General features: G+C 68.7%; 33 protein-coding genes. 23 read left to right on the forward strand and 10 right to left on the reverse strand.

The genetic code is table 11. From position 1 onward, the window contains the following. Positions 1-125 precede the first annotated feature (125 nt). Positions 126-2315, forward strand: coding sequence for a glycoside hydrolase family 9 protein (locus ACIBVN_RS18300; RefSeq protein ID WP_397137708.1), 2190 nt, complete (start codon positions 126-128; stop codon positions 2313-2315). A 31-nt stretch (positions 2316-2346) separates the two neighbouring features. Beyond that, complete coding sequence (locus ACIBVN_RS18305) at positions 2347-3732, forward strand: glycoside hydrolase family 6 protein (protein WP_397137710.1); 1386 nt, start codon at positions 2347-2349, stop codon at positions 3730-3732. A gap of 85 nt (positions 3733-3817) precedes the next feature. Here ACIBVN_RS18305 and ACIBVN_RS18310 read toward each other — a convergent pair whose 3' ends face one another. Continuing rightward, positions 3818-4558: a VOC family protein gene (locus ACIBVN_RS18310; protein WP_397137712.1), complete on the reverse strand. Its 741-nt coding sequence runs from the start codon at positions 4556-4558 to the stop codon at positions 3818-3820. Positions 4559-4709: 151 nt separating this feature from the next. On the opposite strand from ACIBVN_RS18310, the gene ACIBVN_RS18315 reads away from it, so the two are divergent. From ACIBVN_RS18315 to ACIBVN_RS18325, 3 genes are all read left to right on the forward strand, one after another. After that, positions 4710-4865 (forward strand): hypothetical protein, encoded by a 156-nt coding sequence (locus tag ACIBVN_RS18315; RefSeq protein ID WP_397137714.1) that lies wholly within the window; start codon positions 4710-4712, stop codon positions 4863-4865. Positions 4866-4994: 129 nt separating this feature from the next. Further along, on the forward strand, positions 4995-5426 hold the full coding sequence (locus tag ACIBVN_RS18320; RefSeq protein ID WP_397137716.1) for a sulfatase-like hydrolase/transferase: 432 nt from the start codon (positions 4995-4997) through the stop codon (positions 5424-5426). 3 nt (positions 5427-5429) lie between these two features. Then, positions 5430-5603 carry a Tn3 family transposase gene (locus ACIBVN_RS18325; protein WP_397137718.1) on the forward strand — a complete coding sequence of 58 codons (174 nt, stop codon included), beginning with the start codon at positions 5430-5432 and terminating at the stop codon, positions 5601-5603. Here ACIBVN_RS18325 and ACIBVN_RS18330 read toward each other — a convergent pair. After that, a complete protein-coding gene (locus tag ACIBVN_RS18330) occupies positions 5549-5731 on the reverse strand; it encodes a hypothetical protein (RefSeq protein ID WP_397137858.1) in 183 nt (60 codons plus the stop codon). The genes ACIBVN_RS18325 and ACIBVN_RS18330 overlap by 55 nt on opposite strands. A 90-nt stretch (positions 5732-5821) precedes the next feature. On the opposite strand from ACIBVN_RS18330, the gene ACIBVN_RS18335 reads away from it, so the two are divergent. The 7 genes from ACIBVN_RS18335 (at position 5822) to ACIBVN_RS18365 (ending at position 9832) form a co-directional block, all read left to right on the forward strand. Further along, positions 5822-6235 (forward strand): VOC family protein, encoded by a 414-nt coding sequence (locus tag ACIBVN_RS18335; RefSeq protein WP_397137720.1) that lies wholly within the window; start codon positions 5822-5824, stop codon positions 6233-6235. Between the two features lie 5 nt (positions 6236-6240). After that, complete coding sequence (locus ACIBVN_RS18340; RefSeq protein WP_397137721.1) at positions 6241-6597, forward strand: YdeI family protein; 357 nt, start codon at positions 6241-6243, stop codon at positions 6595-6597. Positions 6598-6967: 370 nt separating this feature from the next. Continuing rightward, the gene (locus ACIBVN_RS18345; RefSeq protein WP_397137723.1) at positions 6968-7621 is read left to right on the forward strand and encodes a DUF998 domain-containing protein; all 654 of its coding nucleotides are present in this window, start codon (positions 6968-6970) and stop codon (positions 7619-7621) included. Positions 7622-7624: 3 nt separating this feature from the next. Further along, entirely contained in the window at positions 7625-7762 is a 138-nt protein-coding gene (locus ACIBVN_RS18350) for a hypothetical protein (RefSeq protein WP_397137724.1), read from the forward strand. A gap of 198 nt (positions 7763-7960) precedes the next feature. Continuing rightward, positions 7961-8248 carry an ATP-binding cassette domain-containing protein gene (locus tag ACIBVN_RS18355; RefSeq protein ID WP_397137726.1) on the forward strand — a complete coding sequence of 96 codons (288 nt, stop codon included), beginning with the start codon at positions 7961-7963 and terminating at the stop codon, positions 8246-8248. Positions 8249-8883: 635 nt separating this feature from the next. Beyond that, positions 8884-9225, forward strand: a complete 342-nt coding sequence (locus ACIBVN_RS18360) for a substrate-binding domain-containing protein (RefSeq protein WP_397137727.1) — start codon at positions 8884-8886, stop codon at positions 9223-9225. A gap of 169 nt (positions 9226-9394) precedes the next feature. Next, positions 9395-9832, forward strand: a complete 438-nt coding sequence (locus tag ACIBVN_RS18365) for a cytidine deaminase (protein ID WP_397137729.1) — start codon at positions 9395-9397, stop codon at positions 9830-9832. Positions 9833-9891: 59 nt separating this feature from the next. Here ACIBVN_RS18365 and ACIBVN_RS18370 read toward each other — a convergent pair whose 3' ends face one another. Beyond that, complete coding sequence (locus ACIBVN_RS18370; protein ID WP_397137731.1) at positions 9892-12174, reverse strand: DUF899 family protein; 2283 nt, start codon at positions 12172-12174, stop codon at positions 9892-9894. A 90-nt stretch (positions 12175-12264) separates the two neighbouring features. Here ACIBVN_RS18370 and ACIBVN_RS18375 point away from each other — a divergent pair, with 90 nt between their 5' ends. After that, complete coding sequence (locus tag ACIBVN_RS18375) at positions 12265-12801, forward strand: Lrp/AsnC family transcriptional regulator (protein ID WP_397137733.1); 537 nt, start codon at positions 12265-12267, stop codon at positions 12799-12801. A gap of 118 nt (positions 12802-12919) precedes the next feature. Beyond that, the gene (locus ACIBVN_RS18380; RefSeq protein WP_397137735.1) at positions 12920-13438 is read left to right on the forward strand and encodes an FAD-dependent oxidoreductase; all 519 of its coding nucleotides are present in this window, start codon (positions 12920-12922) and stop codon (positions 13436-13438) included. A gap of 29 nt (positions 13439-13467) precedes the next feature. Here the strand turns inward: ACIBVN_RS18380 and ACIBVN_RS18385 are convergent, their stop codons facing one another. Then, positions 13468-14007: a DUF1062 domain-containing protein gene (locus ACIBVN_RS18385; protein ID WP_397137736.1), complete on the reverse strand. Its 540-nt coding sequence runs from the start codon at positions 14005-14007 to the stop codon at positions 13468-13470. Positions 14008-14539: 532 nt separating this feature from the next. Next, complete coding sequence (locus ACIBVN_RS18390) at positions 14540-15265, reverse strand: hypothetical protein (protein ID WP_397137738.1); 726 nt, start codon at positions 15263-15265, stop codon at positions 14540-14542. On the opposite strand from ACIBVN_RS18390, the gene ACIBVN_RS18395 reads away from it, so the two are divergent. Continuing rightward, positions 15200-15412: a hypothetical protein gene (locus ACIBVN_RS18395; RefSeq protein ID WP_397137860.1), complete on the forward strand. Its 213-nt coding sequence runs from the start codon at positions 15200-15202 to the stop codon at positions 15410-15412. The genes ACIBVN_RS18390 and ACIBVN_RS18395 overlap by 66 nt on opposite strands. On the opposite strand, the gene ACIBVN_RS18400 is transcribed toward ACIBVN_RS18395, so the two are convergent. Further along, positions 15393-15782, reverse strand: coding sequence for a VOC family protein (locus ACIBVN_RS18400; protein WP_397137740.1), 390 nt, complete (start codon positions 15780-15782; stop codon positions 15393-15395). The two genes, ACIBVN_RS18395 and ACIBVN_RS18400, sit on opposite strands and share 20 nt — an antisense overlap. 135 nt (positions 15783-15917) lie before the next feature. On the opposite strand from ACIBVN_RS18400, the gene ACIBVN_RS18405 reads away from it, so the two are divergent. Genes ACIBVN_RS18405 through ACIBVN_RS18415 form a run of 3 tightly spaced genes read left to right on the forward strand, consistent with a single transcriptional unit; the run spans position 15918 to position 17690 of the window. Continuing rightward, on the forward strand, positions 15918-16790 hold the full coding sequence (locus tag ACIBVN_RS18405) for a sigma-70 family RNA polymerase sigma factor (RefSeq protein WP_397137741.1): 873 nt from the start codon (positions 15918-15920) through the stop codon (positions 16788-16790). Between the two features lie 5 nt (positions 16791-16795). Beyond that, positions 16796-17236 (forward strand): VOC family protein, encoded by a 441-nt coding sequence (locus tag ACIBVN_RS18410; RefSeq protein ID WP_397137850.1) that lies wholly within the window; start codon positions 16796-16798, stop codon positions 17234-17236. Between the two features lie 43 nt (positions 17237-17279). Continuing rightward, a complete protein-coding gene (locus tag ACIBVN_RS18415) occupies positions 17280-17690 on the forward strand; it encodes a YdeI/OmpD-associated family protein (protein ID WP_397137743.1) in 411 nt (136 codons plus the stop codon). A 69-nt stretch (positions 17691-17759) separates the two neighbouring features. Here the strand turns inward: ACIBVN_RS18415 and ACIBVN_RS18420 are convergent, their stop codons facing one another. Continuing rightward, a complete protein-coding gene (locus ACIBVN_RS18420; RefSeq protein WP_397137744.1) occupies positions 17760-18110 on the reverse strand; it encodes a hypothetical protein in 351 nt (116 codons plus the stop codon). Positions 18111-18315: 205 nt separating this feature from the next. Between ACIBVN_RS18420 and ACIBVN_RS18425 the strand changes: the two genes are divergently transcribed. Beyond that, positions 18316-18666 (forward strand): proline racemase family protein, encoded by a 351-nt coding sequence (locus tag ACIBVN_RS18425; protein WP_397137746.1) that lies wholly within the window; start codon positions 18316-18318, stop codon positions 18664-18666. Between the two features lie 407 nt (positions 18667-19073). Beyond that, complete coding sequence (locus tag ACIBVN_RS18430; protein WP_397137748.1) at positions 19074-19286, forward strand: hypothetical protein; 213 nt, start codon at positions 19074-19076, stop codon at positions 19284-19286. 254 nt (positions 19287-19540) lie between these two features. Here the strand turns inward: ACIBVN_RS18430 and ACIBVN_RS18435 are convergent, their stop codons facing one another. Then, positions 19541-19945 carry a hypothetical protein gene (locus ACIBVN_RS18435; protein WP_397137750.1) on the reverse strand — a complete coding sequence of 135 codons (405 nt, stop codon included), beginning with the start codon at positions 19943-19945 and terminating at the stop codon, positions 19541-19543. Positions 19946-20260: 315 nt separating this feature from the next. On the opposite strand from ACIBVN_RS18435, the gene ACIBVN_RS18440 reads away from it, so the two are divergent. The 3 genes from ACIBVN_RS18440 (at position 20261) to ACIBVN_RS18450 (ending at position 21992) form a co-directional block, all read left to right on the forward strand. Further along, positions 20261-20449 (forward strand): hypothetical protein, encoded by a 189-nt coding sequence (locus ACIBVN_RS18440; protein ID WP_397137752.1) that lies wholly within the window; start codon positions 20261-20263, stop codon positions 20447-20449. Then, the gene (locus ACIBVN_RS18445; RefSeq protein ID WP_397137754.1) at positions 20446-20784 is read left to right on the forward strand and encodes a hypothetical protein; all 339 of its coding nucleotides are present in this window, start codon (positions 20446-20448) and stop codon (positions 20782-20784) included. The genes ACIBVN_RS18440 and ACIBVN_RS18445 overlap by 4 nt, the downstream gene beginning before the upstream one ends. A 302-nt stretch (positions 20785-21086) precedes the next feature. Next, complete coding sequence (locus tag ACIBVN_RS18450; RefSeq protein WP_397137756.1) at positions 21087-21992, forward strand: NADP-dependent oxidoreductase; 906 nt, start codon at positions 21087-21089, stop codon at positions 21990-21992. Between the two features lie 23 nt (positions 21993-22015). On the opposite strand, the gene ACIBVN_RS18455 is transcribed toward ACIBVN_RS18450, so the two are convergent. Together ACIBVN_RS18455 and ACIBVN_RS18460 are read right to left on the reverse strand one after the other, a co-directional pair. Next, positions 22016-22288, reverse strand: a complete 273-nt coding sequence (locus ACIBVN_RS18455) for a hypothetical protein (protein ID WP_397137758.1) — start codon at positions 22286-22288, stop codon at positions 22016-22018. A gap of 183 nt (positions 22289-22471) precedes the next feature. Further along, positions 22472-23776 carry a hypothetical protein gene (locus ACIBVN_RS18460; protein WP_397137760.1) on the reverse strand — a complete coding sequence of 435 codons (1305 nt, stop codon included), beginning with the start codon at positions 23774-23776 and terminating at the stop codon, positions 22472-22474. Between the last annotated feature and the right edge of the window lie 193 nt (positions 23777-23969).

The raw sequence follows: 23969 nt of genomic DNA on the forward strand, positions 1-23969 counted from the left end.
GGGCGAGGAGAGCAAGGTTCAATCTCCACGAAACGGTTGACAGCTCGCGGAGCTCTGGCGGAAAATCCGGCACGACGCCGCGGTGTGCCGGGGACGATCTGTCCAGCGACCTGAAAGGTCCCGGTATGTCCGCCATACTCAGGCTGTCCGCGGCCTGTGTCCTCCTCCTTGCCGGCCTCGCGCTCCCCGCGCACGCCGACTCCTACGAACGGCTGCTGAACGGCAGCTTCGACAGCGGCAAAGACCCTTGGTGGAGCAGCCAGAACACTCCGTCACGCGTCGAATCGGGCCGGTTGTGCGCCGACGTCCCCGCCGGGACCACGAACCCGTGGGACTCGATGATCGGCCAGAACGACGTCCCGTTGGAGGACGGCCAGCCGTACACGCTCCGCTTCACCGCCTCCGCCAGCCGGGACGTCACCATCCGCACCACCGTCCAGCTCGCAGGGCCGCCGTACACCACCCCTCTGGACCAGCGGCCCGAGCTGACGGCCGCGCCGCGCACGTTCGAGTACACCGCGACGTCGAACGTCTCGGACTCGCACGGACAGGTGACCTTCCAGATGGGCGGCGCCACGGAGCCGTACACGCTGTGCCTGGACGAGATCTCCCTGGTCGGAGGGGTGGTCCCGCCCGGCGGCGGCCGGGACCTGGGCTCGCCGGTGCGGGTCAACCAGCACGGCTACGCGATCTCGGGTCCCAAGCGCGCCACGATCGTCAACCCCGGGACGGAGCCGCTGGAATGGCGGCTGCTCGACACGCGCGGCGCGGCCGTGGCACAGGGCCGCACCCGGGTGCACGGTGCCGACGCGATGTCCGGCGACCAGGTCCACGTGGCCGACTTCTCGTCCGTCCGCAAGGCGGGCACCGGCTACACGCTCGCGGTCGGCGACCAGGTCAGCCTGCCGTTCGACATCGGCGACGACCTGTACGACGGGCTGCGCAGGGACGCGCTGGCGTACTTCTACCACAACCGCAGCGGCATCCCGATCGAGGCCGCATACGTCGGCGACGCCTACGCCAGGCCGGCCGGGCACCTCGGCGTCGCGCCCAACCAGGGGGACACCCGCGTCCCATGTCTGCCGGGCACCTGCGACCACACGCTGGACGTGCGCGGAGGCTGGTACGACGCGGGCGACCACGGCAAGTACGTGGTGAACGGCGCCCTCGCCGCCTGGCAGCTCATGGACCTCTACGAGCGCTCGCGCAGGCAGGGCGATCTGGAGGGGACGCGCGACGGCCTGCTGCGCATCCCCGAGGCCGGCAACGGCGTCCCGGACGTGCTCGACGAGGCCCGCTGGGAGCTGGAGTTCCTGCTTCGCATGCAGGTTCCCGGCAGCGGCCTGGTCCACCACAAGATGCACGACGCCGCGTGGACCGGGCATCCGACGATCCCGCACCTGGACGCCCAGCCGCGCTACCTCCACCCGCCCTCCACCGCCGCGACCCTCAACCTCGCCGCGGCCGGCGCCCAGTGTGCCCGCATCTGGAAGACCTGGGACCGCGCGTTCGCCCGGCGTTGCCTCGAGGCCGCCGAGACCGCCTGGCAGGCGGCCCGTGCGCATCCCGACCTCTACGCACCGCCCGGAGGCGAGGGCGGGGGCGCCTACGACGACACCGACGTCTCCGACGAATTCTCCTGGGCCGCCGCCGAACTGTACGCGACCACAGGCAAGCGCTCCTACCTGCCCTTCGTCACCACGAAACTGACCGCGGACGGGTTCTCCTGGCAGTCGACCGGCGCGCTGGCCGACCTGACCGCCGCCCGGCTGCCCGGCCGCTTCCCGGCCGCCATGTTCGCCGCCGCGCGCAAGCGGGTGCTGTCCGTCGCCGACGGCTACGTACGCGACATGAACGCCCAGGGCTACGCCAACCCCTACCTGCCGGCCGACGGGAAGTACGTCTGGGGCTCGACCAGCGCCACCACCAACAGCGCAATGATCATGGCGACGGCCTACGACCTCACCCGCGACCGCCGCTACCGCGAAGCGGTCCTGGAGTCGATGGACTACCTGCTCGGGCGCAACGCGCTCAACCAGTCCTACGTCACCGGGTACGGCGAGCGGGCCAGCCACAACCAGCACCACCGCTTCTGGGCACACCAGATCGACCCGAGCCTTCCCACCCCCGCCCCCGGCTCCCTGGCCGGAGGCCCCAACTCCGGTCTGCAGGACCCGGTCGCCCAGCGCAACCTCACCGGCTGCACACCGGCCAAGTGCTACATCGACGACATCGGCTCCTGGTCCACCAACGAGGTGGCGATCAACTGGAACTCATCCCTTGCCTGGATCGCCGCCTTCACTGACTCCCTGTGACAGGGGATCCCCAAAGAAAGGAAAGCAGTACATGCGAGGATTAACCAGGTTGGCGGCGATCACCGCCGCAACAGTGACCGCCCTGTCGGTGACCACCGCCCTGCCCGCCGCCGCCGCGACCGAGCTGGTGGTCAACGGCACCTTCAGCGCCGGCACCGCGCCATGGTGGAACTCGTCCAACACCTCCATGGCAGTGGACACCGGGCGGCTGCGTGTCAACGTGGCCGGTGGCACGGCCAACCCGTGGGACGCCATGGTGGCCCAGAACAACATCACCCTGACCAGCGGCAAGACCTACACGCTGTCGTTCGACGCCGCCGCCTCCGCCTCGGTCAGCGCGGTCACCACCGTGCAACTGGCCGACAGCCCGTACACCAACACCCTGACGAAGCCGATCGCGCTCACCACGACGAGCAAGCGCTTCAGCTTTCCCTTCAGCTCCAGCCTGAGCACGACGGCGGGACAGGTCTCGTTCCAACTCGGCAAGAACGCCGCCCACACGGTCTACCTCGACAACGTCTCCCTCACCGAGACGACGTCGGGGTCCGGGCCGATCAGCATGACGAGCGGGTTCTACGTCGACCCCAACTCCAACCCCGCGGTCTGGGTGAGGAACAACTCCGGCGATTCCCGGGCGGCCCGGATTCAGTCCTCCATCGCCTCCAAGCCGATGGCCCGGTGGTTCGGCAACTGGAGCGGCGACATCACCGCCGCCGTCTCCAGCTTCGTGGGCGCCGCGGACAGCGCCGACAAACTGCCGATCCTGGTCGCGTACAACATCCCCGGTCGCGACGCGTGCGGCGGTCACTCGGGCGGCGGCGCCGGCAGCGAGGCGGCGTACAAGACGTGGATCTCCGCGTTCGCCTCCGGCATCGGCAACCGGCCCGCGGTCGTCGTCATCGAGCCCGACTCCCTCGGCGACTTCGACTGCATGAGCGAGACGGCCCGCCAGGAACGTATCCGCATGCTGACCTACGCCACGGAACAGTTCCGCGCCAAGGCCGCCAACACCTGGGCCTACCTCGACGCGGGCAACGCCGGCTGGACGGCGCCGGCCACCATGGCCTCCCGGCTGAGCAGCGTGGGCGTCGCCAACGTCCGCGGCTTCTCGGTGAACGTCTCCAACTACTACACCACCAGCCAGTCGGCCACGTACGGCAACGCGATCAACTCTGCGCTCGGCGGCACCGCCAAGTTCGTGATCGACACCAGCCGCAACGGCAACGGCTCCAACGGCGAATGGTGCAACCCCGCGGGCCGCAAACTCGGCACCACCGCACAGGTCGGCGGCGGCGCAGAGATGCTGCTGTGGGTCAAGGTCCCCGGCGACTCGGACGGCAACTGCGGCATCGCGCCGAACGTGCCCGCCGGCACGTTCAGCCCGGACCTCGCCATCCGGCTGATCGACGGCACGTGATCTAGTCTCGAGCTCTGAGAGAGGCGTGCCCGGCGTCACGCGTGGCGCCGGGCACGCCAGGCGACGGGGCGGGGAAGGCTCCGCGTCAGCCCCGACCGAGGACGCAGAACTCGTTGCCTTCCGGGTCGGCGAGGACGATCCACGAGACGTCGCCCTGGCCCACATCGGCCGGCGTCGCACCGAGGGCCTGCAGCCGGGCCACCTCCGCCGCTTGATCGTCACCGCGGTACGGCAGCACGTCGAGATGGACGCGGTTCCACACGGTCTTCACGCCGGGCGTTGTGCGGAGGAACTCGAGATACGGCCCGACACCCTTGTCGGAGCGCAGCCGCGCATGATCGTCGCTCACCCCGTGCAGGGTCCAGCCGATCGCCTCGCCCCAGAACCGGGCCATGGCCCGCGGGTCCGCGCAGTCGACGACCACCGCGGCGATCGGCCCGGTGTCCCGGTAGATCTCCCGAGGCTCCAGCACGCAGAACACGTTGCCCTCCGGGTCGGCCAGAACCGTCCACGGGACGTCGCCCTGGCCCACGTCGGCGGGCGTCGCGCCGAGCTCCTTCAGGCGCGCGACAAACTCCGCCTGATGGGCCGCAGAGGTGGTGGCGAGGTCGAGGTGCACGCGGTACTTCACCGTTTCGGGGTCCGGGACGGTGACGACATCGACGCAGACGGCGGTGGGGTCCGGCCACTCGAAGCCCAAAGGTTCAACGTTGGTCACACCGGGTCCCTCGCTGGACACACCCCAGCCGAGCGCCTCCGCCCAGAACCGGCCCAGCGCCGAGTCATCCCGAGCTTTGAAATTCACCTGAACAAGTTGCAGCGCCATTCCGCCCACCTTATGACCGACGGGTGAACCGGGATGAACCACGCCACTCAACTGGCGGTGACGGGCAGGCCGGGGATTTCGCCGAGCGGCCGAAGGTTTTGGGCGGGTGCGGAGGCGGTGATGGCGTGGCGGCCCAGGAAGTTGATGTGGCGTGGCCGAGGGGGCTGAAGCGGGCGACGTCCTCGTCCTTGACCGGGACGCCCTGGCCGCCTCCGCCGTGGCAGATCTTCCGGGGGACCGGGTGGCGGGACTCCTGCACGGTGAGCTGCTTGTTCAGGCGCCGATAGTAGGTGTCCACGGCGAGTAGGCCGTGACGCACAACCGGCTTGCTTGGCCAGGAACCCCTTAGGATCAATCGCTTGACCGGCCGCATTGAGCGCTATTGCCGTGCAATCCACCCTCATCTTTCAACGTTGCAGAGAAGGCGGTCATGGCGATGACTCGACATATCCGCAGGGCCTTAGCGGTGGCCTCCGCGCTCGTCCTCAGCCTGAGCCTGGTTTCGCCGGCGGGCGCGGGGACGGTCGCGGCCGCCAAGCCCCAGCAGCCGAACATCATCATCATCATCATCATCTTCCTCGTCGACGACATGTCCGCCGACCTGCTCGCGTACATGGACACCGTGCGCGGCCTGGCCGACGACGGCACGATGTTCAGCAACTACTACGTGTCCAACTCGCTGTGCTGCCCGTCGCGGGCCTCGATGTTCACCGGCCAGTTCCCGCACAACACCGGGGTGGCCACGAACAAGAACTCCGACCGCGGCGGTTACAAGGCGTTCGCACCGCACGAGTCCAGGACGTACGCGGTCGCGCTGGAACAGGCCGGATACCGCACCGGCTACCTCGGCAAGTACATCAACGAGTAACCGGTGCCTGGCGCCGCTACCACGCTCCTTCAGGCCGTTCTGCGAGATGCTCAGTGGGCCGGCAAGCTCACGGAGGAAGATCAGCGCGCGCTCAGCCCGCGGTTCTGGGCTCATGTGAACCCCTACGGCCGGTTCCGGCCGGACATGGAAACCCGGCTCGACCTCACCGCGGCGTGAGCGGATCTCCGGCGAGCCGCTTCGGCCGTGACGACCGAAACTTCCATCCCGGCGGCGATCTCCGCCGCCGTCACCCGGCCGCGCGACTGCATCAGCAGCAGGACGGCCACCGCACGATCCGCTCTCACGCTTCGACAATGCCAGAAAAGTGCTCATTTGATGAGCACTTTGCCTGGAAGCATCGATCTCACAAGCCACCGAACGGAAGGCAGAAGGACATGCTCCGCGGACTCACCACCATCAGTTTCTACGCCCATGACGTCGTCGCCGCCCGTGACTGGTACGCCGAGTTCCTCGGCGTGCGGGCCTACTTCCAGCGGCCCGAGCAGGGCGACCCGGCCTACGTGGAGTTCCGCGTCGGCGACTACCAGCACGAGCTCGGCATCATCGACGCGCGGTTCGCTCCGGACGGATGGAGCACCGAGGATGGCGGAGCGATCGTCTACTGGGCCGTCGACGACCTGGAGGCGACCTGGGAGCGGCTGCTGGAGATGGGGGCCACCCCGTTCGAGAAGCCGACCGAGCGCGGCTCCGGGTTCGTCACCGCCTCGGTGCGCGACCCGTTCGGCAACATCCTCGGCGTCATGGTCAACCACCACTACATGGCCGTCCTCGCGGGCCGGAAGGGCTGACCACGATGACCGACCACGCCCTGCTCCTGGACGACGCCGCCGCCTGGAGGGCATGGCTCAACGAGCACCACGAGACCGCCCGCGACGTCTGGCTGATGATCGCCAAGAAGAACGGCAACGCGACGACCGTCACCCTCGACGAGGCCTTGGACGAGGCGCTGTGCTACGGCTGGATCGACAGCCACCGCAGGGCGTTCGACGGCGACTACTACCTGCAGCGCTACTCGCCCCGAACCCGCCGAAGCCCTTGGTCCAGCATCAACGTCGCGAAGGCTAAGGCGCTGACGGCCGCCGGCCGGATGCGCCCGGCAGGCCGCGCCGCGATCGAGGCCGCCAAAACCGCCGGCCGCTGGTCCGCCTAGCACCCGCTTTTGGACCGGCGGATGCGAATCTACGAGCCCGGTTGTGACCAGGGGCGGGCCGGCGGCCGGCGCCCCCGCAAGGCCGCCGAACAGGCCTACGACTCCGCACCAGTCGTCCCGCTCGAAAGGCGCGATTTTCTGGGGCTGGGCTGGTCGGGTAGCAGGCCGGTCAACGCGGTCCGCGGTCCGCCGGTGACTGACCCTTCGCAAAGGGCTGAGCGTTGTGTAACACCCGGCCGCCCGCCCGGCCAAGTGTTACATTTCAGGCGTCTGCAAGAACGCGCCCCGAAGAGTGGCGCGAACGTCGGTGAGCCGGGAAGCCTGGTCGGCCCGCGATCAACAGATCGCGGAGCTAGGAGGCATGCTCCCGATGCGCCCGACCACGACCCTTCTCGCATGCGGCATGGCCGCCGGTGTACTCGTCCCAGCCCTGCTCTTGCTCGACGGTGCCACCCGGCCCGGCTACAGCCTCTGGCATCACGGCGCCAGCCAACTCGGCACCGGCGAGCGCGGCTGGCTGCAAACGGCCAACTTCGTGATCGGCGGGCTCCTGCTACTCGCCTTCGCGGTCGGGATGCGCCGTGCGCTTCGTGCCGGCCGGGCCGCGGTCTGGGCGCCATTCCTTCTGGGGGCCGCCGGTCTGGCGATGGTCGTGGCGGGGATCGTGCCCACTGATCCCGCCCTCGGCTACCCGCCCGGCCAGCCCGAAGTGGTCACCACCGCGGGCCGTATTCACGGGCTGACCGGCCTGATGCTGTTCGCCGCGCTGGCGGCCACGCCGTTCACGCTGGCGCGAAGACTGGGCACTGGTAGCCGGGGATGGGCGCTCTACTCGCGCTGGTCTGGGGCGCTGGTCATCGCCTTAGCCATCGCCGCAGGGGTTGCCTTCCGCCTGGACGTCCAGGGCGTGCTTCAGCCCGCCCCCGCCGGGCTGCTCGAACACGCCGCCCTGCTGGTCGGATTCGCCTGGATCATCGCCGCCGCTGGTCGCCTGCGCTACGCGAACACCGCTACGGAGGCGTGAGGGATGCAGATCGTGCTGAAGATCCTGCTCGGCCTGTACATCCTGCAGGCTCTGACCAAGTTCGTCACCCTGTTCGCCGTGCCGTACCCGACGCGCATCAAGCGCATCGCCGCCGTGCACGAGGGCGGTGCCTTCCTGTGATGGTTCGACGACATCCTGCTGCTACTCATGGTCGTCTTGGTCGTCCTGCTGGCCGCCGTCGGCCTGGAATACCTCAGCTTCACCACCGGACTGCTGGTCGGCCTATGCCATCCAGGCCCATCCCCGGCTGGCCGGGCGCGACATCCTCCTGCAGAGCGCGCGTCTCATCTGGGCGCTGCTCATGCTCATCACCCAGCCGTGAAGGAGGACCTGATGGGCAGCGCGGGGGCTCCAGCCGTCGAGGTGACCGGCCTGACCAAGCGCCACACCGACGTCGTCGCCGTCGACGACGTCGGCCTGAGCGTGCAGGAGAGCCAGATCTACGCCCTGCTCGGACTCAACGGCGCCGGCAAGACCACGCTGATCCGCATGCTGCTCGGCATGATCGCCCCCACCGCAGGGGCGGCGCGGGTGCTGGGCACGCCAGTCCCGGCCGGACCTTGGCCAGCAGCTCGCTGCGCGCCGTCCGTGGCTGCGCGGCCTTGAGCAAGGCCATCCCTGTTCAGCGGTCAACACCTGTCCGCCATCGATGGGCCTCCAACATCGGTTGTCCTCCTCCCGACATCGTCGGGTTCGGCGGGGCGTCGGCCTCCATCATGGAGCACTGTCAACAAATGTGACAGTAAGCCCGGTTCGCCGTACCGCTCCTACTCGGGGGCCACCTGGAGAAACCCGTCTGGGGAACGCGGCCGGAGAGATGCGTGCACCAGGGTGTGGCCCGATCGGGAGCCGCACCCGCTCCGATATGCCGCCTGGCCGGTCAGTGGGGAGATCGGGACCGGGAGTGGGGGAGGACTTGCCTGATAGCAGGTTCGTCGTCGAGGCCGGGGAGGGTGACGCGCCCTTCGTCGTTGCCCGCGCCGACGCCGACGCCGACATCTCCGCGCAGCCGGCTACCGCCCAAGATCATCGAACGTTCGGCAGAATGTAATCTACAATGTAAAGGCGGGCGGTTAATGACACTCGCCGCATCAAGAGACAAGAACCCCAGCAGCCAGACGGAACTCAGTTGAACCGCAACTTCGGGCCACTGCCGGGATCGGACGCAAAGCTGGATGACCCGCTGGAGCGCCGGCCATCTCGATTCGTGAGGGCGAGTCACGCTGCGGCGCCTTCCGCGAATGCTCCTCCAGCGCGGGGCGCTGCCGACCGCCGTGGTGGTGGGCAACGACCACAGCGCCGTCGGCCTGCTCCAGATCCTGGTACGGAACGGAGTGCGCGTCCCGGAGGACGTGTCCGTCACCGGGTTCGACGACGCACCGATCGCGCGCCTTTCCTCGGTGGCCCTGACCACCGTCCGGCAGGACCCTGAGCTCATGGGAGTGGCGGCGGTGGATGCGGTCATCCGCCGGATCGAAGACCAGGACCTGAAGCCTCGGGAAACCGTGGTGAAGACGTCCCTCGTCGTACGAGGCAGCACCGCCATGCCCCGCATCCTGCCCGCGTCGCACGCGAACAGCTGAACCACCGCCTGCGTCCGGGCCGGCCGCTCACGTGCGGATCAAGGTCGCGGCGGCACCGACCACCTCAGGAGAGCATGACCGCCGCTATATCATCTGGCGGAACAACCTCCGGCCGCGCACCATCGTCGTCCGGGCCGACGGCGCCTGACATCACATGAAGGCAGAGAAGATGACCACACAGATCAGCCACGTCGACCATGAACTGATCCAGGCGGCGGCGCATGTCGCGGCCACCCGCTGCCGGGGCGACAACCACACCATGGCGGCCGCGGGCCGCACCCGCGACGGCCGGATCGTCACGGCGGTGAACGCCTACCACTTCACCGGCGGCCCCTGCGCGGAGCTGGTCCTCATCGGCACAGCTGCCGCGCAGGGCGCCTACGACCTGGACACCATCGTTGCCGTGGGCGACCGCGACCGAGGCGTGGTGCCCCCATGCGGCCGCTGCCGCCAGGTCCTTCTCGACTACTTCCCAGCCCTCAAGGTCATCGTCGGCGCAAGTGACAGACTCCGCACCGTCTCCATCACCGACCTGCTTCCCGAAAGCTACGTCTGGGCCGACCACCAGCTCGACGCCGAGGAAAACGCACCACTGGGCACGAGCTGACACTCCAGAGGACTCGCCGGAGTAGACGGTCCGATCCGGCAGCCCGTACGACGGTGCCGTCAGTTCGTCGCCGCGGCCGGTGGTCCAGTGTGCGAGGAGCAGGAACACGCAGCCCATCCGTCCGGCATCGTGCCGAGGTCGTCGTTGCGCCCGGCCTGGATCCGCGGCCACTGGGCGGTCGGGCGGCCGTCCAGCCGGAACTGGCCACCTTTGGCGCCCCAGCGCTGCGGCCAGCTCTCCGGCGAGTCCTCCCAGAACTCCTGCCGGCCGTAGACGGTCCGATCCAGCAGCCCGTACGACGGTGCCATCGCTTCGTTGCCGCGGCCGGTGGTCCAGTAGGTCTCGTAGACCTGGTCACCGTCTCGGAGATAGCAAACCAGGATGCCGAAGTACCGGTCTGCGATCAACCGGTCCGCGGAGTCCTGCGGCACCGAGTAACAGGGAACGGTATAGCCCATGAAGTCGCGATACCGCGAGGTCTCCTCGTACGGCCCCTCATAGAAGATCGCGTAGCTGACGTCGCGTGAGTGCAGGTAGGACAGCTCGTTGATGTGGGAGGTGTTGAAGGTGCAGCCCTCGCACTGCTCCGCGGCGGGCCTGCCGGTGTGCCACATGTGGAAGTAGGCGATCAACTGGGACCGGCCGTCGAAGATGTCGATCAACGGCACCGGCCCGTCCGCTCCGGTCAGCGGAGTCTGGGGATCGACTTCGACCATCGGGAGGCGGCGCCGGGCGGCGGCGATCGCATCGCCCTCCCGGGTGTGGGCCTTTTCCCGGATCCGAAGCCGGTCCAGTTCGGCCTGGAACGCGGCCCGGTCGGCGACCGGGGGCCTGGCCGCGTCGCCGATCGCCGAAACGTCGGGTTCGGTGGGCTGGTTGGCCATGGTGACGTCCTTTCTCGTAAATGCCCGTACAGAAACGGCCGCGTCCCTTGGCCCGAGGCCGGGCAGGATCCGGTCGGGGTCGTGGACCGCCTTTACCCGCTCCAATCTCGGGAGGTTGCCGCCCCAGTAGGAGCGTTCGGGATCGGTGAGGGTGGGGTCGGGGAAGTTCGGGTACACGCCGCCGCTCGACCAGGGGCGGACCGTCTGCCAAGAACGGCTCAGCCATTCGCTGTGCGGGGAGACGTCGCCGGGCAGAGCCGTCCGGACCGTGGCGGCGTGTTTGAGCAGGAATCGCTCGCCCCGATGTGGGAACGCCGCGGCATGCGACGAGACGCGGTTGTAGGCGCCACCCCACGGTGTGAAGTCGAGCTCGCGGGATTCGCCGGCCCGCCGGTCGACAACCAGCTGATTGACCAGAGCGTCGAGCGCGCCCGGCGGTATGTCCTGCCGGAAGAAGCCGGACTTGCTGAACAGGTGCCCGGCATCGTCGCCGGCCACGCGCGTGGCGAGAGCGGCCTGGGCGCCCATCCAGGACAGCTGCCGGCGCCACCGGCTTTGCGGTCGGGCCCCGACCCTGGCGATGAGATCGTCAAGGAGATCATCGGTGTCTGCGGGCGACAGCCCGACGGCCGCGCCGAACAGGCTCACCCGCGCTCGAGCGTGCGGCTCAGCCGGGACGGTGAGCAGCAGGCTTGCGGCGAGCCCGTCCGGCGCGTCCGGACTCCACCTCTGCCAGGCGTCAACGACCTGGGCCGCAAGCTGGTAGTCCCACCTGAGCTCCAGGGCGGTGCACCGTGGAGACGGAACCAGCGCGAAGGACAACTCCGTGACGACGCTGACACCCGCGGCGCCGCCACCCCTGAGGGCCCAGAACAGGTCGGCATGCTCGCGCTCGTCGCAGTGCACGAGGCTGCCGTCCACGCGGACGACACGCGCGCCGACGAGCCGGTCACAGGTCAACCCCCAGGTGCGTCCGAGGAAGCCCATGCCGCCGCCGAGGGTCAACCCGGCGATGCCGACAGAAGGGCCGCTCCCGGCGGGCAGCGTGTGGGCGTGCCGGTCGAGGCACCGGTACACGTCGGCGAGCCGCGTACCTGCGCCGACGCGTGCGTACCCGTCCTTCAGGGAAACCCCGGTGAGCTCGCCGAGATCGACGAGCAGTCCCGTGGTCGTGGACCGCCCAGCGAAATCGTGTCCGCCGCTGCGCACCGCCACGGGCAGGCGGTTGTGCGTGGCGAAACCCAGTGCGGCTGCGACATCGGAGGCGGTTCGGCAACGCACCACCGCCTGCGGGCGAACTTGACCGAAGCGCTGCCCGGCCGGTCTGAGGGCCGCGTCGTAGCCGGCGGAATCGCTGGTCAGTACGGCGCCGGTGACCCGCTGTGCCAAAGCTCGCCAGGAGCGGGCCGGCAGCGCATCGACGACGCCACTGCCGGACTGATGTCCGTTCCCGATCACGGGATTGACACTAGGCGGCTATGACCCGGCTGGACATGGCCGTCGAGGCGCACATAGGCACCTAATGGATGCGATCGTAAAGTAAACACCGTGAGCTCTTCACGATCGGCAAATGACCTCGATGACCTCGACTGGAAGCTCCTCGACGAACTGCAGGCCGACGCCCGGCTGTCCTACAACGAGCTGGCCCGACGGGTACATCTCTCCGCGCCCGCCGTCGCCGACCGGATCCGCCGCCTGGAACGACGCGGCGTGATCGTCGGCTACCAGGCCCAGATCGACCCCGCCGCGGCCGGGTTTCCCGTCCAGGCGTACATCCAGCTGCGCTGCGCTCTCGGCTATTGCCTGCTCAAGAGTTCAGCCGCCGAGGACTACCCGGAGGTGGTCGAAGTCAGCAAACTGAGCGGCCGGCACTGCTCGATGCTCAAGGTCAGAGCCTCGTCACTGGCGCATCTCGAAGGCGTGCTGGAACAGCTCGGAAAGCACGGCGAGATGGACACCCACATCGTCTTGTCCACGCAGTACCACGACCCGCGAGTGCGCCGAAACCACCCCGACCGGCCAGTAACCGCCTCCGCGGGTTGGCCGCGTCAGCGTGCTGGAGCTGCGGATTCAGCGGACGACTGATCCTCGATCCCGGCACCGGCACGTGCACCCGGGGGACGGCGTCCCGCGCTCTTGGGTGGAGTGACGCGTGTCACGTCGCGTCATGTCACGTCTCAGCGATCCGCGGTGTCCTGAGGGCATGAGCGAACACAACACACTCCACAAGGTCGTGGTCATCGGCGGCGGTTACGCCGGAACGCTCGCGGCCAACCGTCTGCGGATGCGCGCCGACGTCGACGTCACTTTGGTCAATCCCCGCCCGAAGTTCGTCGAACGCATCCGGCTGCACCAGTTCGTGGCCCGTACCGGCGACGCCACGATTGACTACGGCACGCTGCTCGGCGAGGGCATCCAACTCGTCGTCGACAGCGCGACACGCATCGACACCGCCGCCCGCATCGATCGCCGCCCCGGCGGCGGCGGCCGGGCGGCGTCCAGGCCGTTCTTGGTCGTGCGGACGATGTCGCGGCGCCTGTCCTCCGAGTACGGCCAGTACACGGAGGTGCCGTCGCGGGCAGAGCGGGAGGTGTTCTTCCTCGATGACGAGGACCGGAGGCTGATGCGAGCGCCGCCGCGGCGCGCACACCGTGGCCGCCCTGGGCGACTCCATGCCGCTGGAGCCGCCGCTGGACGAGGCGTATTTCGCACGGATGCTTGAGGGCATCGCGCGCCGCGGCTACATCCCCGTTAGTCCCCGGCCATCACGGTGAAGGTGAACCCGGCGCTCGTCGGACGGCGCAGCGGAATGTCGCACTTGATCCGGCGCAGCACCTCGTTCCTGCTGAGGCCGAGCCCCCGCGCGATGAGCCGCTCCGGGCGCACCGGCACCGGATCCTCGAAGACGACCTCCACCTGGACCGGCCACATCTCGTCGAGCCATGCCGACGGGGTGTCCAGCCGCCAGGCCCCCTTCCAGTCCAGGGTGAAGCGGTTGCGCTGGGCGAGCAGCGGATCCAACAGCCTGGACGCCACCAGCTCCGGATCGTTGGCGTGGTAGCCGTCGAGCTCGGCCGGATCGAAGCATCTGACCGGCGCTCGCTCGTGCACGGTGAGCTTGCTCGTCCGATCGCAGGACACGCAGCGGACCAGCAGCCACACGTCCAGCAGCTTGCCGTTGGCGTTGACGCGGAACCTGCCCTCGCCGGTGGTGGCCGACTCCGACCGACAGTCCACGCACCGCAACGACAGCAGAGGCAGCCTGGTCCGGCGGACGACCCAGGGCAGCACAGTATGAGGTTGTGAAGACATGATCTCTCTAGACCTGACACGAGGCCGATTGCGCGCGGCCTCAAACGCTGTATGACCGGGCGCACACGGGCAGCCCGGCAGAGCCGACGAGAGGGTCGGCTTGAAGGTGAGCGGAAGAAGGTGTCAGGTCTAAAGAGCAGGCGGGGTCACGCGGTCTTGTCCTCTGTCCTCACTGCGACGGGCAGCAGGCAACCTACAAGAACGTGGAAGGAGGGCTCAAACGGTTTTCCGGCCTGGCGCCTGACCGTGCTGTCCAATAGCTGCGCTCCCAGGGCCGGGAGGCGCCCGATGAGCTGCTGTCGCACAAGCTCGACACCAGCGGATGGCGGCCGCTGCGGCTCGCGCAGCTGCGCGAGCTGGGGCTGACACCCTGAGTGACCGGCGCCGCGCTGCGTGAAGTAGGCGGTGCCCGCTCCTGATGACGCCGGGCATCAGGCCAGCCAGGTCCGCCGCGCGCGGATGATGGAGGTCGACCTCGACCTGGGCCGGCCCGCACTGATCGCCCAGCAGCCTACCGCTGCATGGCGGACAAGCTTTCCAGGAGCTTGAGGCCGTCCCCGGAGGCGCTGCCGGGGTCGGCGCTGTAGGTGCACACGGTCAGACCGTCGTTGCCGGACAGTTCCATCACCTCGTGCGCCAGCTCCAGCTCGCCGACGAGGTTGGACAACTCGCGGTCGTGCAGGTTTCTGGCCGTCTCGACACGCAGCGCACCGATGCTGTGCCTGGCGAGACGGCGAGCGGCGCGTTCCCAGTCGGCGTAGAACCGTGTCGCGCGGGGGTCGAGGAAGAGGAACCGCATGGCGTTCGCCTGTCCCACCGCGCCGGCGAACATCTCCGAGAACAGCGCGCGCTGGCGCTGCTGCCGCCGGCCCTCCGGATCCCGGCGCTGGCCTCGCTCACCACGCTCACCGTCGTACTGATCGCGCTGAACGTGCTGGAGGCCCGGACCGTCTCGCGTACAAAGCTGTGGGCGGACACCCAGAACGACGCCCGTCCCGCGGCCCACCCACGCCCGACCGACCCGGCCCCTTGACCGGACCTTCCGACGGGCCCGTGTCCCGCGGCCCTGTAGCTGGCGCGCTACAACGGCAGCCTGCTGGTCTTCGACACAGGACACGGCCGCTCCACGCACCACCAGGCCAACCTGGGCTTTCGCGACGGCATCGCCACCGTGGGACCACGCGAGCCGGCGCGGCGGCAACTCGCCCGGTACGACGACATCCGCTTCGTACACCACCGCGTCACCCCTATCAACGGTGACGCCGAGCGGGGGTTCGTCGCCACCGCCAGGGCGGCCACGTATGGCACGGTCCCCGGCCTCGCCGGGTGTGGCGTGGCCGGGGACCGTGCGCGAGGTCTGTGGGTCAGGAGGCGTAGGTGGTGACCTTCCACAGATAGCCGTCCGGGTCGCTGAAGTAGCCGAAGTACCCGCCCCACTGGGCGGGGGCCGCCTCCTTGACCACGCTGCCGCCGGCAGCCACCGCGTTGCGCATCATCTCGTCCACGACTTCCCTGGAGTCGGGGTTGAAGTGGAATGAGGCGCCGCGGAATCCGGAGCCCTCAGCGGAGACGCCGGCGTCCTGTGCCGCCGCCTCCCATTCATAAAGAGCCAGCCGCGGGGATCCCTCGCCCAGGCTGAACGAGACGAAATGACGGGTGTCCTTGTCGATCTCACAGCCCAGGCCTTCATAGAACTTCTTGGCGCGGGCCAGGTCCTGGACGCCGAGCATGATGGCGCTCACCTGCAGTGACACGGTTCTCTCCTGGGGATTTCGGTGTATGTGCTGCCTGAAACCGGCAGGCCGGACATCCGGGCCGGGCCCAGATGTCACATCGGCGTGGTTTCGCCGGTCAATAGATATGACCGGCGGAACGGAGGAATGTGACAGATGGTCGAGCAGGACTGGCTGAGCGAGCGGTTCGCCGAGCACCAGGACCGCCTGCACGCGGTGGCCTACCGGATGCTCGGCTCACCTGGCGAGGCCGAGGACGCGGTTCAGGAGGCGTGGGTACGGGTCAGCCGCGCCGACACCGGCCAGGTGGAGAATCCGGGAGGGTGGCTGACCACGGTCGTCGCCCGGGTCTGCCTGAACATGCTCGAGGCACGCCGGAACCGGCGTGAGGAGTCAGCCGGTGCGCTGCCGCCCGAGCCGGCCGGGCCGCAGGTGAGCCTCCACCCACCTGGCCAGGCCGGCCCCGAGGACGAGGCGCTGCTGGCCGATTCGGTCGGTGTCGCGCTGATGGTGGTGCTGGACACGCTGACTCCCGCCGAGCGGCTCGCGTTCGTCCTGCACGACGTCTTCGCCATGTCGTTCGGCGAGATCGGCGCCATCATCGACCGCTCCCCGGCGGCGGCCCGGCAGCTCGCCAGCCGGGCCCGGCGCCGGGTGCAAGGAGCTGCCGGCGCATCCGATGCCGCACGATCGGCGAAGCGGGACATCGTCGAGGCATTCCTTGCCGCCTCCCGGAGCGGGGATTTCGCCGCCCTGCTCGAGCTGCTCGATCCAGACGCCGTGGTCGGCGAGCTCCGCGGCGGCCACGCGGTGGCGACCTTCTTCGCCGGACGAGCTCAGGCCGCCCGGCTCGCCCTGGTCGACGGCGTACCGGCGGCCGTCTGGTCGCACCTCGGCCGGCCGAAGGCCGTCTTCACGTTCACCGTCAACAACGAGAAGATCATGGGCATCGATATTGACACCAACCCCGACCGGCTCCGCGACCTCGACATCGTCATTCTTCCCGCCGGCGACAAGGAGCGGCGTTGACCCGCATGGATCTCAAGTTCTCCTCTTGCACTCTCGCTGTCCACGACCTCGGCGAGGCGCTCGGCTTCTACCGTGACGTGCTCGGCTTTGAGACACGCGACGACGACGGATCTGAGGGGACGCGACGGGTGAGCATCGGCCCGCCATCGCAGCCGGACGTGCAGATCGTCCTCGAATCCCCCGGCGCGGACCCGGGTGTCTCGCCAGCCGATCGGCAGGCCATCGCGGACCTGATGGACAAGGGCCTGCTGGGCCGTCTCGTCTTCGTGACCGACAGTTGCGACGCCACCTTCGAGCACATCGAGGCCGCGGGCGCCGAGGTGATGCAAGAACCGATCAACCAGCCCGACGGCGTCCGAGACTGTGCCTTCCTCGATCCCTCCGGCAACATGCTGCGATTCATCCAGCCGCGGCGGGTGGTCCTGGCCAGTGGGAGCAGATCATGAAGTTTCGAGCCTACGTCGAGCCTACGTCGAGCCTGCGGAGCCCATGAGAGGGCTGGAAGTTCCCGAAGCCGTTGTGGAGGCGCTCGGTGCGGGCAGGCGGCCGAGGGTGACCATCACGATCAACGGGCATTCATGGAAGAGCAGGGTCGCTGTCATGCGCGGCCGCTACCTGCTCGGCCTGAGCAACGCCAACCGGCAAGCCGCTGGTGTCGTGATAGGCGACGAGGTCGAGGTCGAAGTGGAACTCGATGCCGAGCCTCCTGTCGTGGTCGAGCCCGCAGACTTCGCCCGCGCCCTGGACGCCGATCCGGTCGCCCGCGCTGCCTACGACCGCCTGGCCTACAGCCACAAGCGCGAGCACGTGCTCGCCGTCGAAAGCGCGAAGAAGCCCGAGACACGCGTACGGCGGATCGAAAAGGCCTTGGCAGTGCTACGGGAGCGGGAGCGTCCGTAGCACTGGAACCGTCGGGATGCCCGGCGCCCCGGTAGGGGTAGCGGTTGTGGCGCAGGGGCGAGTCCTCGGTCAAGGGGAGTGCGACAGTTCGCGGCCGGAGCGCAGGCCGGTGTAGGCCTCGTAGACGTCCTGGCTGGACAGCACCACAGTGAGCACCCCCGGCAGGGCGGGGAGCACGGCGTCGACGGCGGCTGCGGTGAACGCACAGGTGTCGATCATCGCGTCGGGGGTGAACTCCTTGATCCGCGCCGCGTGCCGTACCAGGTCGCGACGCTCGCCGTACAGGTGCTCGCCCTGCGCGGCGGGGGAAGATCGGGGCGAGCCGCGGTGGGCCAGCAGGATCTCGTCACCGCGCTGCACAAGCCGTTCGGCCACGCGCCGGCCGGGGAACCAGGTGCCGCCGAGCAGGAGAACACGCATGCTTCCAGCATGCCCGGCCCAGCGAGGTCTGCGCGTGGGCGTGCACGGCTGGGCAAGCAGCATGCCCGTCGCGCTGATGACCCCCGCGATGACAGCGCGGCCGACGATGCGCAGATGCGAAAGAGCTTGCGCAGCTGCTGCGCCTGATCACTGGTACGTGGGCCGCGCAGGCGGTCCGTGCGGCTGACCATCATGATCGGTCGCGGTGGCGTGGTGGCGCGGTGGTGCCTCGGACGACGAGGCGGGCGTCGAGGATGAGCTCGCGGGAGGGGAGCCGGTGGTCATCCAGGCGCTCCACCGCCGAGCGCACCGCGAGCGTGGCCATCTGTTCCGCGTCCTGGCGCACGGTGGCCGCGGCCGATTGCAGATGGTCGAGCCCCTCGTGCACGAGAGCATCACCGGCGAGATATTCACCTCGGTGCCCGTCGAGAAAGTCCAGGTCGGGGCCTTCGACGGGGTGTGCAGCCGTATCACCGGCCGGGCCTACGTCACCGGCACCGCCGAGTGGACCGTCGATCCGCGAGACCCGCTTGGAGCAGGCTTCCTGGTCCCGTGATCACACTGCTCGGCCGGCCCCGGCACGCGTCCAGATCGCGGCATGCCGCTCCCACGGTACGAACATCAATGGCTTCACGCAGCAAGTGCTTCACCCCGAGGGCTTTTCTCGCATAGGTGCTTACGGCATGCGGCCCGCGGCCGATCGACGCGTTCGGCCACAGCCGCTTCGTCTCGAGGCGCACGTCCGTGACATCGACACCGGCCTCGCGGCCAGGGGGCGTGGACCGGCCGCTGCTGGCCGGCTGGTCCTGAGGCGCGCCGGTCGCGGTGCACTGGGCCAGCCGGAATCGAATCCGGACCGCGTCCTGGGGGTGGTGTCCGTGGACGGCGCGTACCCGCACGCCCCACCGGAACGGATCCGGCGCCTGTGGCGCCGGCTGCTGCCGATGCTCTCCATACATTGGCATGGCCGCGAAGATGTCCGCCGAGCAGCATGCCCGGAGCAACATCGAGCTCATCGAGATCTCCGCCGCCCTCGGCGCGATCCTGGACGGTGCGACCTTCCCGGTCCGGCACGTGGCCGCCACGGGCGCCAACCTCGGCGGCGGCCACGATGAAATGGAAGCGCGCGCCATCCTCGCCCCCCGGTGCTCGCCCGCAACCCCGACATCAAGATGAGTGCGAAGGTCGCTGGCAACGACAGCAAGATCCTGCGCAAGGACTTCCGCAAGCACGGGCTGATCGACGAACCCCGCGGGGAGCCCCGGCACGAACGTCCCATCGGGGCCGATGGGGGATGGGGCGGGGCGGTAGGGATGAATTGGTGCTCGGCCCCGGGCACGATGAGCAGCTCGAGATCCTTGTCGGCGGTGATGAAGCGGGCCCGGAGAGGACCCCGGTGACAAGCTGGAGCTGCGCGGGTCGCCATCCCATCAAGCGGCGTCGAGGGCTCCGGTGATCTTGCGGGCCATCTCGGCCAGAGTGGGGCTGGGCTCGCCCTGCTGGGGCCGGGCGGCTGCCTCGATGGCGACCATGACGGTGCGTCGGAAGTTGTCCGCCTCCGCCGGAGCCTGCTGCCTGAGCAGGCTCACGGCTGCCGTCAGGGCCGGCAGCACCTGGTCGGCGAGTTCGGCGACGCTCTTGCCGTACTTCACGCCCTTGGGCGCCTTGGTGAGCACGTGCCCGACCAGACCGGTCGCGGAGGTCAGGGCGATGGAGCCGTGCGTGGCGACCTTGTGGGCCGAGCCGGCGGCGCCAGCGGCGGACATCAGCGAGACGGCGCCCCACGCGGCGATCCGCAGGGTGTGCTTGTCCTGGTCGGAAAGGGTGATGGACATGATGGTGCGCTCCTTCGAATGTGTTACGGAAGTCCAGCTGAACGGACGGATGGGCCTTGGGGCCGCAAGCGCTGAACCGTTCATGGCATCCACCATCGCCGACCGCTCTGATACCGGGCCGTCGCCGCCCTGACATGGCCGCTGACATGACACCGCAGCAGACCTGATCCGGGTCCTGGTCCTATTCGGCCAAGGAATCCCGCTAAAGAGGCCGTTCTCTCTTTTGTCACGGCTTGTCGCCCGTGACGCGATCGATGGCGTTGGACTTCCCGGGGTCGAGGAACGAGCGGACAGCCGTTGGCTCCGAGAACGATCATGCTTCTGCGCTGGATCGGGCACAGGCTGGGTGGCCGGGACTCCGCGGTGAAGAGCACAGGCAAGCGGGCCGCCGCGGCCATCCCGGCGATGGCCGTCCATCCCACCGCCTGGGCCATCGGGCCGCTGCTGGCCGCGGTGCTCTTCCTGTCCCGGCGGCCAACGCGATCTTGTATACGTACCAGATGACCATCACGTCCGACCATTTGCAGGGCCGGGTGATCAGCGGCCTCGCCCTCATCGGCAGCGCGGTGACCCCGGTCGGGCCGCTCGCCTCGGGACTGATCCTGGACCGCTGGGGTGTGAGGGCCGCCCTGCTGTCGATCGCATCCGTCATGGCGGTCGTGGCCTTGGGCGCCACGTTGAGCGATGCCCTACGCCCCACCCTGGATCACGGGGCGGTGCTCGATGGGGAGGCGGCTTCGGCAGCAGGGCCCTTCGGCCGGCGAAGCGTCGCAGTGGTTGTCTCAAGGTGGCCGTACACCGTGGATCTCGGCACCCCGAACGGGGCGGCGATCTGCTGAACGGGTTTCTCCCGGGCGTCGTACAACTGCGGGCGAGCGCGGCCTGATCAGCACTCAGGCCAGGTCGGCGGCCGCGGGCGGCGGCCAGCTCGAACATGTGGCTTTAAGACCGGCACATCGCCAACCTCCAGGCCCGAATCCTCGACCCGCCAGGGTGGCCCACAGGCTGGCGGCGTTACGGCGTCCGCTGATCGGTCGTCCAGGAGAAACGGTCAACTGCGACTGTCTGGCCCCGGCGGTCCGGCAGGAAATGAACCGGCGCTACTGTTGGATGCTCATCGAACATTATTGGGGAGTTGAACGTGCGAGCTCTGCAGATCGACCACTTTGGAGATCTTGATGCGCTGGCCCTGGTCGACGTCCCGGAACCGCGGCCGGCCGACGGCGAGGTGCTGGTGCGGGTCATCGCCTCGGCCATCAACCCGGTCGATGACAAGACCCGGGAAGGAGCCATCGGCGAGGGCACGCCACCGTTGCCGATGACGCTGGGCTGGGAACTGGCGGGCATCGTCGTCAACGCGGGAACAAGCGGGCTGCGCATCGGGGAGCGGGTGTTCGGCATGTCCCACCAGCTGGCGACCGGGCGTGGCTCATGGGCCGACCTCGTCGCCATCCCGGCTGCCTCCATCGCGATGGCACCCTCGTCGGTCAGCTTGGCCGAGGCGGCGACCCTGCCCCTTCCAGGTCTGACCGCGTTGCAGACCCTGAACTGGCTCCAGGTCGGCCAAGGAGACAAACTGCTGGTGGCAGGCGCGGCAGGAGCCGTCGGCGGACTCGCCGTGCAGCTCGCGCGTGCGCGCGGAGCAAGGGTGGACGCGCTGGTGTCCAGGCAGTCGCAGATCGAGACAGTGCAAGAACTGGGAGCCGACCACGCCACGACCGATCCGACCACCCTGCGGGCGACCGACTACGACGCCGTCTTTGACACCTTCGGCGCTTTCGTCGTCGACGCCGTGGCCGATGGCGGCAGGTACGCCTCGATCGCCACACAAGCCGGGCCCGTACCCGACCTGTCGCATCGTCGCGTGCACACCACGGTCAACCAGGTACGCGAAGACGGCCGTGGACTCGCCGAACTCGCCGCAGCCGTAGACAGCGGGCGGCTGAAGGTCCGGCTCGACGCGCAGTACCCCGTGCACAACGTGAAAGCCGCACACGAGCACTTTCAGCGGGGAAGGTTGACTGGCAAGATCGCGCTTATCTTCTGAACGAGCATTCCCCCGGGAAACGATCACGCTAGCTCTTGCTGGACCAGCGACCACAGCGGCTCGTCTTGGACGGCGCGGTCACGGTACTCGGCCGAGCGGCCCGTGTAGCCCGACACATACTGGGCGAACAAGGTGGCCGCCGCCGATTTCAGTGTCCGCTCGATATGCGGCTTGTAGGTGCCGGTCCGCGGGTGCGCGGGCTGCAGGTTGAGGCCCGGCATCCGGCAGGCCGAGCGGAACAACGGCCTGGCTGCTGCGCGGTGAAGGCGTTCGGTTCGGGGCTCGTCGAGGGACAAACAGCCGCCCGAATGGCAGCATCGGGACAGCTTCGCAGTGAAGCATCTGGTTGAAGGTGTTGTGCTGCCTGCCATTTCCGGCAGGCAGCATCCGTGACTGCGAGCGGATTGCCGCTGCCCTGGATCAAAGTCGCGTGTACGGCTTGGATGAGGTTTCACGGTGACGCGCGGATGCCGGGGTCATTACCCCTTCGCTTTGAAGTAGTGCGCGACCATGTAAGCGGTGACCTTCTTGCCGATCTTCGCGCCTTCGACGTCGGCCGTTCGGGTATGGATTCCGCCCCAGATGCGGGCTTCGATGACCTCGGCGAGCGCCTGCGAGAAACTGCGGAAATGCCTGGTGGTACCCGAGGCGGCGCTGTACCCGCTGAAGGGGATGTCGTCGCGGCCGAAGAAATACGTCAACGCCGACATGCTCGCCGCTGTGAAGCAGGTATGTCCGGACGTGTAGTCGGGGTGCGGCGGTGTAACGAGCAATGGCGTCCAGTTCGGATCGGCCGCCGTTCCCGGATTGCCGTCGGTGTCGGCCAGGCGGATCGCGGTGACCGGCCGCCAGAAGTTCCACGCTGCCTTCTCGTTGTAGCAGGCGATCGTGGCATCGGCTTCGGCCAGATCGACCATCGCGAACATCCGCGCCGTCTGCAACGTGTTCAGTCGCTGCTTCGTCGCCAGCTGGCGCTTGATCTCCCATTCGGCCAGATGCCGGTCGTGCCACCAGATCGCGGCTTGGGTCTGGTCGGATGTCCTGACCGTGCTGGCCGCCGAGCCGATGGTCTTGACCTCGTTGAAGTCCCGGGCGTACCGGTGGCTGGTGAGCGAGGGCGGGCCGGACGTGCGGAACATGGAGGCGCTGCGGATGAGGAACGGTTCGACGTCACCGACCCAGGCTCCGTCGGAGGCGAACGTGGGTGGCGCCGGCCGCCACTGACCGGGCTGGGTGCCCACGGTCCAGGTCTGATTGCCGAACGCTCCGTCGTTCTGCCGTGCGGCGTTCATCGCAGCGGCCGCCTGAGTGCCCACGGTGATTCCGCGCTGCTTGGCGGTACTGTCGGGAATCGCGGCCAGCGCCTCGTCGTACTGCGTCTTCAGCCTCGCTTGCTGTTGTGGGAACAGAGCGTTCAGCACCACGAAGCCCGCGGTCGCGACGGCCGCGTCCGTCGACTCGGTCCCATCGGCAGGCGGCGCGATCAGGTACGGCTGATAGGGGGTGCCGGCGATCGCGTTCACGGCGTCGTAAACGGCACCGTGCACCATCGCGAAGCTGCGTGCCTGGACCTGCGGTTGCTGGCCGGCGATGTCCCATATCGCCGTCTGGGCGTTTCTGTCCCAGATGATGACGGCATTGGGAGGCGTGTTCGAAGTCGACGCGTTCGCGAACGACGAGCCTAGCCCGATCGGAGACCCGACAGCGATGACTCCGGCGACGGATAAGCGAACGGCCTTGCGCGGGAGGACGCCTGCCCATCCGGCGTAACGTAATTTGACCATGGTGGGAAATTACTCCGACCGCCACCGATCGAGCCAGCGCGCGAACAACTGCCACGTCGGCAACCAGGCCGACGACACTGAGGCCCGTTCGGTGAAATTGACAGCGTGGTGCGAACCTGCCCGACACGGCGGGGGAGGGCCACCCCAATGCGCTGTCAGCCCTTCGCGCCCGCTGGGGATGGCCTCGGCGAGC

Origin of the sequence: Nonomuraea sp. NPDC049400 (assembly GCF_044466425.1) — a bacterium.
GTDB lineage: Bacteria > Actinomycetota > Actinomycetes > Streptosporangiales > Streptosporangiaceae > Nonomuraea.

Coding starts and splice junctions, on each gene's coding strand:
- ACIBVN_RS18435 (WP_397137750.1), bottom strand. CDS start 19,945: ATGTCCATCACCCTTTCCGACCAGGACAAGCACACCCTGCGGATCGCC.
- ACIBVN_RS18460 (WP_397137760.1), bottom strand. CDS start 23,776: ATGGTCAAATTACGTTACGCCGGATGGGCAGGCGTCCTCCCGCGCAAG.
- ACIBVN_RS18335 (WP_397137720.1), top strand. CDS start 5,822: ATGCTCCGCGGACTCACCACCATCAGTTTCTACGCCCATGACGTCGTC.
- ACIBVN_RS18410 (WP_397137850.1), top strand. CDS start 16,796: ATGGATCTCAAGTTCTCCTCTTGCACTCTCGCTGTCCACGACCTCGGC.
- ACIBVN_RS18415 (WP_397137743.1), top strand. CDS start 17,280: ATGAGAGGGCTGGAAGTTCCCGAAGCCGTTGTGGAGGCGCTCGGTGCG.
- ACIBVN_RS18310 (WP_397137712.1), bottom strand. CDS start 4,558: ATGGCGCTGCAACTTGTTCAGGTGAATTTCAAAGCTCGGGATGACTCG.
- ACIBVN_RS18405 (WP_397137741.1), top strand. CDS start 15,918: ATGGTCGAGCAGGACTGGCTGAGCGAGCGGTTCGCCGAGCACCAGGAC.
- ACIBVN_RS18430 (WP_397137748.1), top strand. CDS start 19,074: ATGGCCGCGAAGATGTCCGCCGAGCAGCATGCCCGGAGCAACATCGAG.
- ACIBVN_RS18305 (WP_397137710.1), top strand. CDS start 2,347: ATGCGAGGATTAACCAGGTTGGCGGCGATCACCGCCGCAACAGTGACC.
- ACIBVN_RS18360 (WP_397137727.1), top strand. CDS start 8,884: ATGCTCCTCCAGCGCGGGGCGCTGCCGACCGCCGTGGTGGTGGGCAAC.
- ACIBVN_RS18365 (WP_397137729.1), top strand. CDS start 9,395: ATGACCACACAGATCAGCCACGTCGACCATGAACTGATCCAGGCGGCG.
- ACIBVN_RS18420 (WP_397137744.1), bottom strand. CDS start 18,110: ATGCGTGTTCTCCTGCTCGGCGGCACCTGGTTCCCCGGCCGGCGCGTG.
- ACIBVN_RS18300 (WP_397137708.1), top strand. CDS start 126: ATGTCCGCCATACTCAGGCTGTCCGCGGCCTGTGTCCTCCTCCTTGCC.
- ACIBVN_RS18350 (WP_397137724.1), top strand. CDS start 7,625: ATGCAGATCGTGCTGAAGATCCTGCTCGGCCTGTACATCCTGCAGGCT.
- ACIBVN_RS18440 (WP_397137752.1), top strand. CDS start 20,261: ATGCTTCTGCGCTGGATCGGGCACAGGCTGGGTGGCCGGGACTCCGCG.
- ACIBVN_RS18340 (WP_397137721.1), top strand. CDS start 6,241: ATGACCGACCACGCCCTGCTCCTGGACGACGCCGCCGCCTGGAGGGCA.
- ACIBVN_RS18345 (WP_397137723.1), top strand. CDS start 6,968: ATGCGCCCGACCACGACCCTTCTCGCATGCGGCATGGCCGCCGGTGTA.
- ACIBVN_RS18380 (WP_397137735.1), top strand. CDS start 12,920: ATGAGCGAACACAACACACTCCACAAGGTCGTGGTCATCGGCGGCGGT.
- ACIBVN_RS18445 (WP_397137754.1), top strand. CDS start 20,446: ATGACCATCACGTCCGACCATTTGCAGGGCCGGGTGATCAGCGGCCTC.
- ACIBVN_RS18320 (WP_397137716.1), top strand. CDS start 4,995: ATGACTCGACATATCCGCAGGGCCTTAGCGGTGGCCTCCGCGCTCGTC.